Origin of the sequence: Pseudonocardia pini, assembly GCF_013870575.1 — a bacterium.
Taxonomy (GTDB): Bacteria; Actinomycetota; Actinomycetes; order Mycobacteriales; family Pseudonocardiaceae; genus Pseudonocardia; species Pseudonocardia pini.
In genome coordinates, this window is sequence record NZ_JACBXB010000089.1 from 1 (window position 1) to 11,790 (window position 11,790).

Below are 11,790 nucleotides of genomic sequence, written 5' to 3' on the forward strand. Positions count from 1 at the left end.
GCCGGACGGCACGCCGGTCCGGCTGGCGGGCATGGTGCGAGACGTCACGGCCGAGCGCCGGGTGGACCACGCCGGTCGCCGGTTCGCCGCGCTGATGTCCACGGTGGCCGACGGCGTGGCGCTGTTCGACGCGGCAGGCCGCCTCGTCGACGCCAACGCCGCCTTCGGGCGGCTCCTCGACTCCACACCGGACGCGCTGCGCGGGCGCACCGCCCTGGCACTGACCGCGGACGGCGAGGCCCAGCTCGACACCGGGCCCGCCGAGCTGCCCACCTGGCTGCGTCGGATCGTGCCGGGCGGTGAGGGCTACCGGCTCGACGCCGTCACGCTGGTGCGCGCCGACGGCACCCCGGTCACCTGCCGGATCGGCGTCACCGCGTCCACCTCGGACGCAGGGGACCCGTTCTGGCTGGTCACGGCGGCGCGCATCGAGAGGCAGGCGCTGCCGACCGTCGTCGGGGACGACGAGCTGACCGGCCTGCTCGGCCGCGCGGGCGCGCTGTCGCTGCTCGCCGAGCTGCTCGAGGGCGCGGGCCGCACGCGGGTCGCGGTCGTGTGCGGCGACCTGGACGACTTCGCCCGGGTCAACTCCTCCCTCGGTCACGACGCGGGGGACGCCCTGCTCGCCGAGACCGCCGAGCGGCTGCGCCGGGGACTGCCCGCGGCCTGCACCGCGGCCCGGCTGTCCGCCGACCAGTTCGTGGTCCTCTGCTCCGACCACGCCCTCACCGGCGGGCCGGACGCGCTCGCGAGCACCGTCGCGGGGCTGCTGCGCGCCACGGTGCCCGTGCTCGGCGCCCAGGTCCGGGTCACCGCGTCGGTCGGCGTGGTGACGCCGGACGTGCTGCCCGAGGACGCGGTCGACCCGGCCGACATGCTCCGCTACGCCGAGGTCGCGATGCAGCACGCCAAGCGGGCGGGGCGCGGGGGCGTCGTGCGGGCCACGGCCTCCGTGGTCGCCGCCGCGGACCGGCTGCTGGAGATGGAGGCGGAGCTGCGCGCGGCCGTCGCGAACGACGGGCTGACCCTGCAGTACCAGCCGGTCGTGGCGCCGGACGGCACGGTCCGCTCCGCGGAGGCGCTGGTCCGCTGGCCGCACCCCGAGCGCGGCACGATCAGCCCAGGGGAGTTCCTCCCCGTGGCCGAGCGCGCCGGGATGATGCGGGACCTGGACCTGTGGGTGCTGCGGACCGCGACGAAGGAGGCCGCGGGCTGGCCCGCGCCCGCCGCCGTCGCCGTGAACCTGGCGGGCCTGCTGCCCGGTGACCCGGCCTTCCTCGCCGAGGTCACCGCGGCCGTCGAGGCGGCGGGGCTGGGCTGGGACCGGCTGATCCTCGAGCTGGTGGAGACCAGCCTGGTGGCCCTGCCGCAGGCCGCGCTCGACGCGATGGCCGAGCTCGCCGACCGGGGCGTCCGGTTCGCCGTCGACGACTTCGGCACCGGCTACTCGTCGCTGGCCCGGCTCAAGGAGCTCCCGGCGCAGACGGTGAAGGTGGACCGCGCGTTCGTCACCGGCGTGGCGTCGGACCCGGCGGACTTCGCGGTCGCCCGCGCGGTCGTCGACATGGCCCGTGCGCTGGGCCGCACCACGGTGGCCGAGGGCGTGGAGACCGCCGAGCAGTTCCACGTGCTGCGCGGCCTGGGCGTCGACGCCTACCAGGGCTGGCTCTTCGCCCGCCCGCTCGACCCGGACGCCCTGCGCCGCACCCTGGCGGAGGGACGGCTGGCCACCCCCGCCCGGGCCCTGGGCGCCTGAGCTCCCATCCCGTGGAACCGGGCGACCCGCTGTCCGGGCAATGACCGGACGGGTCCCGATGGGATCACGGTCCGCCATTCGTGTCGCCGCTGTCGGTGGGGCCGGTTAGCCTCCTGGGACCACGGCGGCCGGTCAGCGGTCGCCGCCGACGAGGGGATCCCGGGTGATCGAGTTCCGGGGCGTCACGAAGCGCTTCGCCGACGGCACGGTCGCAGTGGACGGGTTGGACCTCACCGTCGAGTCCGGTCGGATCACCGTGTTCGTGGGGCCGTCCGGCTGCGGCAAGACCACGTCGTTGCGCATGATCAACCGCATGATCGAGCCCAGCTCCGGCACGATCACGGTCGAGGGCCGGGACGTGATGGCGGGTGATCCCGCCGACCTGCGCCGCGGCATCGGCTACGTCATCCAGCAGGCCGGGTTGTTCCCGCACAAGACCATCAGGGACAACATCGCCACCGTCCCGCTGCTGCTCGGCTGGAAGAAGCCGCAGGCCAGGGCGCGGGCCGAGGAGCTGATGGAGATCGTCGGGCTCGGGCCCGAGATGGCCGGGCGCTATCCGGCGCAGCTGTCCGGCGGGCAGCAGCAGCGCGTGGGTGTGGCCCGCGCGCTCGCCGCGGACCCGCCCGTGCTGCTCATGGACGAGCCGTTCAGCGCGGTCGACCCGGTCGTCCGGGAGAACCTGCAGGACGAGCTGCTGCGGCTGCAGGAGGACCTGGGCAAGACGATCGTGTTCGTCACCCACGACATCGACGAGGCGGTGAAGCTCGGCGACAAGGTCGCGGTGTTCCGCACCGGCGGCCACCTCGCCCAGTACGCGTCCCCCGCCGAGCTGCTGGCCAGGCCTGCGGACGACTTCGTCGACGGGTTCGTCGGCCGCGACCGCGGCTACCGCACGCTGGGCTTCCTCGAGCAGGACGTGCCGCTCGGCGCGCTCACGCCGGTCCGGGTCGGGGCCACGGCCGGTGACGGCTGGACCCTCGTGGTCGACGGCGAGGACCGGCCGATCGGCTGGGTGTCCAGCCAGGGCGTCGTCGAGGAGGCGGCGATCATCCCGGGCGGCACGCTGCACCCCGCGGGCTCCGGCTCGCTGCGCAGCGCGCTGGACTCGGCGCTGTCCTCGCCCTCCGGGCAGGGCGTCGCGGTCGACGACGGCGGCCGCGTCGCGGGCTCCATCTCCGCAGACGCGGTGCTCGCCGCCCTGGCCGCCTCCCGCGAGGCCGCCTGATGGTCTGGGACTGGATCCCACGCAACACCGACCTGATCGTCCGGCTGCTCGGCGTGCACACCGTGCTCGCGCTGGTCCCGGTCGTGGTCGGGTTGGTCATCGCGGTGCCGGTGGGGTGGCTCGCCAGCCGCAGCACGGGCCTGCGGAGCGTGCTGATCCCGGCGGCGAGCGTGCTCTACACGATCCCCTCGCTCGCGGTGTTCATCGTGCTGCCCGCCATCCTCGGCACCCAGATCCTCGACCCGCTCAACGTGGTCGTCGCGCTCACGATCTACACCGTCGCGCTGCTCGTGCGCTCGGTGGCCGACGCGCTCGCCGCCGTCCCGGCCCTCGTCGTGGCCGCGGCGACGGCGATGGGCTACCGACCCGGCAAGCGGTTCGTGTCCGTGGAGCTGCCGCTGGCGGTGCCGGTGCTGGTGGCGGGGCTGCGGGTGGCCGCGGTGTCGAACATCAGCCTGGTGTCGGTCGGCGCGCTGATCGGCGTCGGCGGGCTGGGGCAGCTGTTCACCGAGGGCTACCAGCGAGACTTCCCCACGGAGATCATCACGGGCATCGTGCTGATCGTGGCGTTGGCCCTGGTGGTGGACGGGCTGCTCGTCCTCGCGGGCCGCGTGGTCACCCCCTGGGCGCGGGTGGCGGCATGAACCTCCTGTTCTCGTACCTCTTCGACGCGGCCAACTGGTCGGGACCGACGGGCATCCCGGTGCGCATCGCGGAGCACCTCTTCTACTCGGTGCTCGCGCTCGCCCTGGGCGCCGTGGTCGCGGTCCCGCTGGGTGCCTTGATCGGGCACACGCAGAAGGGCGGCTTCCTCGTGGTGGGCATCGCCAACGGGATGCGCGCGCTGCCCGAGCTCGGCCTGCTCACCCTGCTGGTCCTGCTCATGGGCATCGACCTGCTGCCGGTCACGATCGCGCTGGCCGTGCTGGCGGTCCCGCCGCTGCTCGCGGGCACCTACTCCGGCGTGCGGAACGTGGACCGCGGCGCCGTCGACGCCGCCCGCGGCATGGGCATGCGGGAGTGGCAGATCCTCACCAAGGTCGAGCTCCCGAACGCGCTGCCGCTGGTCCTCGGCGGGCTGCGCGCGGCCGCCCTGCAGGTCATCGCCACCACGGCGGTGGCCGCCTACGTCAGCTTCGGCGGCCTCGGCAGGCTGCTGATCGACGGCCTCAAGTCCCTCGACTACTCGCAGATGGCGGCGGGCGCGATCCTCGTCGCCCTGCTCGCCCTGGCCGTGGAGGGACTGTTGGCGCTCCTGCAGCGCGCCGTCGTCTCGCCCGGGCTGCGCGGCGGCGGGAAGCGCTCGCCGACCGCCGAGATCACCCGTACCGACTCCACCGAACAGATCCCCGAAACCGCAGGAGCCACACCGTGACCCTCAGACGTTCCCTCTCCCTGGTCGCCGCGGGGGCGGCCGTCGTCCTCGGCCTGACCGCGTGCGGCGGCGGGGGCAACCCGGTCGCCGGCGGTTCCAGCCAGGCACCCGCGGCGGGCGACACCATCCGGATCGGCTCCGCCGACTTCACCGAGAGCCAGCTGCTCGCCCAGATCTACGGACAGGCGCTGCAGGCCAAGGGCGTGCAGGTCGAGATCACCCCGCCGATCGGCAGCCGCGAGGTCTACTACCCGGCGCTGACCGACGGCTCGATCGACATGGTGCCGGAGTACACCGGCACCCTGCTGCAGTACATCAAGAAGGACGCCACGGAGACCGAGCCCGAGGCCGTGTACACCGCGCTGCAGGCCGCGGTCCCGGCCCCGCTGACCGTGCTGGACAAGGCGGCGGCGGAGGACAAGGACGCCGTCGTCGTCACGCAGGCCTACGCGCAGCAGAACAACCTGAAGACCATCGCGGACCTCGCGCCGCTCTCGGGCAGCGTGACCTTCGGCGGCCCGTCGGAGTTCCAGACCCGGCCCGACGGGATCCCCGGCCTGGAGAAGACCTACGGCGTGAAGTTCCAGGCCTACACCGCGCTCGACGCGGGCGGCCCGGTCACGGTGAAGGCCCTGGCCGACGGCCAGGTCCAGGCCGCCGACCTGTTCACCACCGACCCGGCCATCGAGGCGAACAACTTCGTGGTGCTCGAGGACCCGCAGAGCAACTTCGCCGCGCAGAACGTGGTGCCGCTGATCAACTCGGCGAAGGCGTCGGACCAGGTCAAGCAGATCCTCAACGCCGTCCAGGCCAAGCTGACGACCGAGGGGCTGCTCCAGCTGAACACCACGGCCAACGCCCCGGACAAGCCCAACCTGGACCAGGTCGCGAAGGACTGGCTGGCTCAGAACGGCCTCTGACGGCCTCTGACCCTGTGAGTGGCGATAGTCGCTGGAGCGACCATCGCCACTCACGACGGGATCAGCGGTAGCCGGTCGTGTCGGCCGGCTTGCCGGGGTCCTGGACGTCCACGATGTACCGCCAGGCGTCCGGCCGGGAGCCGTCCAGGTCCACGAGCCCGTAGGCCTGGGCGAGCTCCCCGCTCGACGTCGAGCGGGCGTTCCAGCGCGCCCGGTCCGGGTCCGCGGCCAGGGCGGCGATCCCACGGCCCACGAACCGCGGGGTCTCCGAGATCGCGAAGTGCGGCACGCTCTCGCAGGCCTGCTGCCAGGTCGGCTCGGTCACCCCGTAGTGGTCCAACATGGCCTCGCTGCGCAGCCAGCCCGGCGTCACGGCGACGGCGGTCGCGCCGTAGGGCCGCAGCTCGTGCGCCCAGCTCCGGGCGAGCCGGATCGGGGCCACCTTGGACAGGTCGTAGTAGACCGAGAGCCGGTAGTTCTCGGCGTTGTACTCCTCGGTCCCGTCGGTGACCTCCACGACCAGCCCGCCCGGGTTCCGCGTGAGCAGCGGGAAGGCGGAGCGGGCCGTCACGATGTGGGTGTCGATCGCGAGCCGCAGCATCCGCAGCCCGTTCTCCAGGGAGTGCTCCCAGACGGGGGTGTCCCACTCGAGCAGCGGGTCGCCGCCGAAGATGTCGTTGACCAGGACGTCGAGCCTGCCGTGCTCCGCGTCGACGTACTCGCAGAGCGCCTCGACCTCCGCGGGGACCAGATGGTCGACGCGGGCCGCGATCACCGTCCCCGGCAGCCCCACCGCCAGGGCGGCGGTCTCCTCGATGGTCTCCGCGCGGCCGTACTCCGAGGGCACGCCCTCGGTGCTGCGCCCCGTCGCGTAGACCGTCGCCCCCGCCGCCGCGAGCTCCAGGGCGATGCCCCGCCCGGCCCCGCGGGTCGCGCCCGCGACCAGTGCCACCCTGCCGTCCAGATCCGTCACGCCTGCGACCCTGGACCGGATCCCTGACAGGTGTGGTCAGGGTGCGGGGCCGGTTCCTTGATCGCACGTTTCGTGCTCTCAGCGCGGCATGATCGCGAGTTGCGTGCGCTCAGCGCGGTGCCGAGAGCGCTGAGAGCACGAAACGTGCAACCAGGGGTCGGGTCAGGGAGCGCTCGGGGTTCTTCCCGGATCCCCCGTGACCTGCGCGTTCGTAGCGTTCCACGACGTGACCACCTCCGTCGTCCGCAAGCCGCGCGCCACGCTCTGGCTCCTGCGCGTCCTGCTCACCGTGCACGTGCTCGCGGTGCTGTGCCAGCCGTTGCTGGCGGGTCTGTTCCTGTCCGGCGACGTCGACGCGATCGCGGTCCACGGCACGGTGGGGTCCTCGCTCGCCGCCGTCGGCCTGGTGCTGATCGCCGCGGCGCTGCTCTACGTCCTGGCCGGGCGCGGGGGCCTGTGGATCCTGCCGGTGATGGTCGCGCTGTTCCTCGTGGAGGGCCTGCAGATCGGGGTCGGCTACTCCCGCGACCTGGGCCTGCACATCCCGCTCGGGGTGCTGATCGTGACCGGGTCGATCCTGCTGGCCGCCTGGTCCTGGACGCCGTGGGCGGCGCGGCCCCGCCGTCGTCGGACGTCGGTTCCCGCCGGGGTGGAGGGCGTCCGATGAGGAGCCTCTCCCGTCGCGGGTTCCTCGGCGTGCTGGCCGCCGCGGGCGGCAGCGCCGCCCTGGCCGGGTGCGGCGCGCTCGGCATCGACACCCCGCCCGGCCAGACCGGTGACACCCTGCCGAGCGCCCGTCCGCTGCCGGAGCCCTACCGGGTCCCGCTGCCCCGCCCGGCCGTCGTCCGCCCCGTCGGGACCGAGGGTGGCGCCGACCTCTACGCGATCACCCAGCGCAGCGCGGACGTCGAGATCCTGCCCGGCACCCGCACCACGATCTGGGGCTACGACGGCACCTTCCCCGGCCCCACGTTCGAGACCCGCACCGGCCGCCCGATCGTGGTGCGGCACCGCAACGAGCTGCCCGTGCCCACCGTGGTGCACCTGCACGGCGGGCACACCCCGCCCGAGTCCGACGGCTGGCCGCTGGACCTGCTCCTCCCCGTCGGGCAGCCGACGGCGCACCAGCACATGCCCGGTGACCTCGCCCTCGGCACCCGCGACCACCACTATCCGACGACCCAGCGCGCGGCCACGCTCTGGTACCACGACCACCGCATGGACTTCACCGGCCCGGCGGTCTACTTCGGACTCGCGGGCCTGCACCTCGTCCGGGACGAGGTCGAGGAGGCCCTGCCGCTCCCGCGCGGCGACCGCGAGATCCCGCTGGTGCTCTGCGACCGCTCGTTCACGGCCGACGCCCAGTTCGCCTACCCCGCCCTCGACCGCACCCTGACCCGGCTGCCCGGGGTCGAGGACGAGTGGATGGAGGGCGTGCTCGGCGACTGCATCCTGGTCAACGGCGCCCCCTGGCCCGTCGCGGAGGTCGACGCCGCGCGACACCGGCTGCGCATCCTCAACGCCGCGAACGCCCGGCGCTTCTCGCTCGCGCTCGAGGTCCCCGGCGGGCCGAACCTGCCCTTCACCCAGATCGGGTCCGACGGCGGCCTGCTCGCCGCCCCCGTCGAGCACGCGACCCTGGACGTGGCGCCCGGGGAGCGGTTCGACGTCGTCGTGGACCTCGGGCAGGTCCCCGTCGGCACCGAGGTCACGATGGTCAACGTGCTGGGCCGCGGCGGGACGCGGGAGGTCCTGCGGTTCCGGGTGGTCCGGGCGGCGCGGGACGACTCGGCCGTCCCGACCCGGCTGTCGGAGGTCGAGCAGCTCGTCCCCGGGCCGGTCCGCCGCGAGTTCGTGTTCCGCCGAGGCGCCCTCGGCGACCATCGCGGCTGGACGATCAACGACCGGACCTTCGACCCGGACGGCTCACAAGCCGACGTCCCCCTCGGCGAGACGGAGGTCTGGCGCTTCCGCACGGACGTCCACCATCCCGTCCACGTGCACCTCGACCCCTTCCAGGTGCTCGCCCGGGACGGGCGCGGGCCCGGCCCGTTCGACGGCGGGTGGAAGGACACGGTGGACGTCCGGCCGGGTGAGATCGTGGACGTCGCGGTGCGGTTCAGCGACTACGCGGGCCGTTTCGTGATGCACTGCCACAACCTCGAGCACGAGGACATGGCCATGATGGCCACGGTGCGCACCACCCGATCGAAACCCTGAACCGGTGTGATCCGAGCCACGTCGCTCACGTCCGGTCATTTTCGCCGGTGAGGGCGCGGTCACCGACCCCACACCCTCTGTCATCGACCCGTTACCCGAGACCAGGCCCAATGTCCGGACGCCGTTCAGCGGTTCCGTGGACGACATCGACCCGTAACGTGGTTGCGCGGCGGGGGGTGGTCACCCGGTGTGGGTAGCCGTGCACGGAGTGGATTCGGTTGCTCCGTTCCGCCTACTCTCCTCCCGACCGACGAGTTCTGCCGCGCGAGGGAGTCGACCCACACATGGCCTGGTTCACCACCTTGCTCGCCGCCGTCTCCCTCGGACTCGGGCTGCTGCACCTGCTGCGGCTGGTCACCGCCCGCCGGGACGGCCGGTCCGTCGTCGGGGAGGGCTCGCACGCCGCCATGGGCTTCGGGATGGCCGCGATGTTCTCGCCTTTCGGCGACCCGCTGCCGCCCGCGGTCTGGATCGCCGTGTTCGGGCTGAGCGCGGCCTGGTTCGCCGCCTCGGTGCTGCGCTCCGGCCTCGCGACGGACGACGCCGGGCACCACGTGGTGTGCGGCGTCTCGATGCTGTTCATGCTCGGGATCGGCATGCAGGGTGAGGTGGCGGGGGGCGGAGCGCACGCCCACCACGGCGGTGGCGCCGCCTCGCCCGGCGCCTGGGTCTCGCTCGTCGCGATCGTGCTGGCGGGCTACTTCGCGTGGCACGTCATGCGCTGCGGCGACCGGTTCTCCCTCGCCCGCCGAGCCCGCCTCCTCGCAGCCGGCCCGGTGGCGGTCGGGGTCGGTGCCGGGTCCGCCGAGCCCGTTCCGACGGCCGAGATGTCGAGCTGCAGCGCGCACGCCCCGGCCGTCGAGGGGAGCGCGCTCAGCGCCCTCCGCACCCCGCAGGCGGCCGCGGTCGCGCACCTCGTGATGGCCGCCGCCATGGCCTTCATGCTCCTGACGATGATCTGACCCGGCGCTCCGCGAGGAGCCGGGCGACCTGCGCGTGGACCGGGAAGCTCGCCCGCATCCGGCGGGTCGAGTGCAGGTTCAGGACGACCTGGGCGTCGAGCGCCGGAGAGTGGAAGACGTGCGTGGCCCAGAAGCCGGTCGACCGCGTCGTGGGCGAACTCCCAGTCGGGGCCCCGGCGCCGTCGAGCACTAGAAGCGGTTCGCCACGTCCGTCACCAGCAGGGCCACGAACAGGACCGAGGCCGCACCCAGCAGCAGGTTGGAGAGCCAGCCGGAGCGGCCCGGGGCGCTGACCCGCTTCGAGTTGAGCAGCAGCATCAAGGTGATGGCGAGGAACGGCATGAACACCGAGCCGAGCACGCCGTAGACCAGGGTGAGCCCGAAGGGCCTGTCGATGAAGAGCAGGCCCATCGGCGGCAGCGTCAGCCAGAGCAGGTAGCCCCGGAAGGGCTTCGAGCGCTCGGCCTCACCGGAGGCGAACCGCTCCATCGCGTCCCCGTCGTCGGCGGCCTTGCCGTGCGGCAGCCGGATCGCACGGGTCCAGTCCGTGAACATCAGGGAGACGCCGTTCCAGACGCCCAGCAGGGACGTCGAGGTCACCGCGAGGAACCCGACGAGGAACAGGATCCGGGCCCAGTCCCCGTAGCGTTCGTCGAGCGCGGTGCCCAGCGTGAGCAGGCCGCTGTCGGACTCGGTGAGGTTCTGGCCGAGCAGCATCGTGGAGCCCACGACCAGCATCGCGACCACGAAGATGCCGGTCATGACGTACCCGACGGCGTTGTCCAGGCGCATCATCGAGAGCCAACCGGTGCCGCGCCAGCCCTTCGCGAACATCCAGTAGCCGTACGCCGCCATGGTGATCGTGCCGCCGACACCGCCGATCAGACCGAGCACGTACACGGTGGAACCCTCGGGCAGCCGCGGGACGAGGCCGGAGGCGAGGTCGCCCAGGTCCGGCGAGACCAGCACCGCCACCGCGACGACGGTGCAGAACTTGATCAGTACCAGGACCGTCATGAACTTCTCGAAGAAGGCGTAGCGCTGGGTCCACACGAGCGCCAGCCCCAGCACCCCGGCGATCATCGCCCAGTAGCGCACCGACAGCCCGCCGAACAACGCGTTCAGCGGCAGGCCGACCGCGGACATGGCCGTGGCGCCGTACACGAAGCCCCAGACCACGATGTAGATCCCGAAGAACACCGTCGCCCAGCGCCCGAGCCGCCGCCAGCCGTCGAGCAGGGTGGTGCCGGAGGCGAGGTGCCACCGCCCGACGCCCTCGCCGAGCGCCAGCTTCAACACCGTGCCGAGCAGTGCCGCCCACAGCAGCACGGTGCCGAACCGGGCACCCGCGACCATCGTCGCGACCAGGTCGCCCGCGCCGACCCCGGTCGCCGCGGCGAGCAGGCCCGGGCCCACCTGTCTGATCTTCGCCGCGAACCCGACGGGTGGGGTGAGCTCGCCTGTGACCTGCTGCTCGGTGCTCATCGGACCTCCCGGTGGCCGACCACGGTGTCGCGTGTCACGGTAAGGATGTCCGGTCCGTCCCGCAGGACGTGGGCTTCACTCCCGGTGACGGCACCGGGGCGGTACGTTGGCGCCGAAAACCATGTCCTCCGACCGTGGAGAGAGGGACGACCACAGCCGTGGCGAGCATCGAAGAGGTTCGGTCCGGGATCGCGCAGGCCAACGACAAGGCCTCCGAGAGCCTCGGCGCGCTGCAGCAGGCGCAGGACTGCATCGAGCAGGCACAGACCGCGCTCGCGCAGGTCACCGAGGGCAGCAGCCAGAGCGACGTCGACCAGGCGAACGCCTACTTCGCCGAGGCGGCCAGCAAGATCGGGGACGTGCAGCAGGCGGTCAACGCGGCGATGGAGGCCGCCGAGGGCGTCTCCTCCCGGCTCTGACGCTCGCCCATGAGCATCGGGGAGCTGCGCGCGGCGCTGGTCGGCGTCGCGGACCTCACGGCGGAGGCCTCCGCCCACGCCCGGCTGGCCGCGGAGCGGCTGGACGAGGCCGCGGAGACCCTCGCCGACCTCGCGCTGCACTCCGGCAGCACCCTGCCCACGGACGAGTTCGCGCGCGCCCGGGAGGAGGTCGAGGCCCTGGTCGGCACCCTGGACTCGACCCGCCAGGCCGTCGCGGACCTCGACGCCCGGCTCTGACGTGGTCGGGGGCAGACGGAAGGACCGCGTCAGCGCGGCGTTCACCCGGTTCCACGAGTCGGTGGCCCGGGTGCTGGGCGCCGCCGCGCAGCTGCGGGACGAGGCCGTGGAGCGGCAGGCGGCCGCCATGGTCGAGCTCTGGCTGCGCAAGGACGGCATCGACGAGCTGCGGTCCGATCCCGCGATGGCCCGCG

General features: G+C 73.2%; 13 protein-coding genes. 11 read left to right on the forward strand and 2 right to left on the reverse strand.

What is annotated here, in order from left to right; translation table 11 throughout:
- The 5 genes from H5J29_RS08260 to H5J29_RS08280 all read left to right on the forward strand — a co-directional run.
- Positions 1-1,756: putative bifunctional diguanylate cyclase/phosphodiesterase (locus H5J29_RS08260; protein WP_181780322.1), on the forward strand; the 1,756-nt coding region annotated here is incomplete at its 5' end.
- Positions 1,757-1,919: 163 nt separating this feature from the next.
- A complete protein-coding gene (locus tag H5J29_RS08265; protein WP_181780323.1) occupies positions 1,920-2,984 on the forward strand; it encodes an ABC transporter ATP-binding protein in 1,065 nt (354 codons plus the stop codon).
- Positions 2,984-3,628, forward strand: coding sequence for an ABC transporter permease (locus tag H5J29_RS08270; RefSeq protein WP_181780324.1), 645 nt, complete (start codon positions 2,984-2,986; stop codon positions 3,626-3,628). Before H5J29_RS08265 ends, H5J29_RS08270 begins: the two co-directional genes overlap by 1 nt.
- Complete coding sequence (locus H5J29_RS08275) at positions 3,625-4,359, forward strand: ABC transporter permease (RefSeq protein ID WP_181780325.1); 735 nt, start codon at positions 3,625-3,627, stop codon at positions 4,357-4,359. The genes H5J29_RS08270 and H5J29_RS08275 overlap by 4 nt, the downstream gene beginning before the upstream one ends.
- The gene (locus H5J29_RS08280) at positions 4,356-5,279 is read left to right on the forward strand and encodes an ABC transporter substrate-binding protein (RefSeq protein WP_181780326.1); all 924 of its coding nucleotides are present in this window, start codon (positions 4,356-4,358) and stop codon (positions 5,277-5,279) included. The genes H5J29_RS08275 and H5J29_RS08280 overlap by 4 nt, the downstream gene beginning before the upstream one ends.
- Before the next feature lie 61 nt (positions 5,280-5,340).
- On the opposite strand, the gene H5J29_RS08285 is transcribed toward H5J29_RS08280, so the two are convergent.
- Positions 5,341-6,252 (reverse strand): SDR family oxidoreductase, encoded by a 912-nt coding sequence (locus H5J29_RS08285; RefSeq protein ID WP_312858117.1) that lies wholly within the window; start codon positions 6,250-6,252, stop codon positions 5,341-5,343.
- A gap of 226 nt (positions 6,253-6,478) precedes the next feature.
- Between H5J29_RS08285 and H5J29_RS08290 the strand changes: the two genes are divergently transcribed.
- From H5J29_RS08290 to H5J29_RS08300, 3 genes are all read left to right on the forward strand, one after another.
- The gene (locus H5J29_RS08290; RefSeq protein ID WP_181780327.1) at positions 6,479-6,919 is read left to right on the forward strand and encodes a hypothetical protein; all 441 of its coding nucleotides are present in this window, start codon (positions 6,479-6,481) and stop codon (positions 6,917-6,919) included.
- Positions 6,916-8,472: a multicopper oxidase family protein gene (locus H5J29_RS08295; RefSeq protein WP_181780328.1), complete on the forward strand. Its 1,557-nt coding sequence runs from the start codon at positions 6,916-6,918 to the stop codon at positions 8,470-8,472. The genes H5J29_RS08290 and H5J29_RS08295 overlap by 4 nt, the downstream gene beginning before the upstream one ends.
- Before the next feature lie 284 nt (positions 8,473-8,756).
- Complete coding sequence (locus H5J29_RS08300) at positions 8,757-9,434, forward strand: DUF5134 domain-containing protein (protein ID WP_181780329.1); 678 nt, start codon at positions 8,757-8,759, stop codon at positions 9,432-9,434.
- A gap of 189 nt (positions 9,435-9,623) precedes the next feature.
- Here the strand turns inward: H5J29_RS08300 and H5J29_RS08305 are convergent, their stop codons facing one another.
- Entirely contained in the window at positions 9,624-10,919 is a 1,296-nt protein-coding gene (locus H5J29_RS08305; RefSeq protein WP_181780330.1) for an Nramp family divalent metal transporter, read from the reverse strand.
- A gap of 158 nt (positions 10,920-11,077) precedes the next feature.
- Between H5J29_RS08305 and H5J29_RS08310 the strand changes: the two genes are divergently transcribed.
- The 3 genes from H5J29_RS08310 to H5J29_RS08320 all read left to right on the forward strand — a co-directional run.
- Positions 11,078-11,338, forward strand: coding sequence for a hypothetical protein (locus tag H5J29_RS08310; RefSeq protein ID WP_181780331.1), 261 nt, complete (start codon positions 11,078-11,080; stop codon positions 11,336-11,338).
- A 9-nt stretch (positions 11,339-11,347) separates the two neighbouring features.
- Positions 11,348-11,596 carry a hypothetical protein gene (locus tag H5J29_RS08315; protein ID WP_181780332.1) on the forward strand — a complete coding sequence of 83 codons (249 nt, stop codon included), beginning with the start codon at positions 11,348-11,350 and terminating at the stop codon, positions 11,594-11,596.
- A gap of 1 nt (position 11,597) precedes the next feature.
- Positions 11,598-11,790: hypothetical protein (locus H5J29_RS08320; protein WP_181780333.1), on the forward strand; the 193-nt coding region annotated here is incomplete at its 3' end.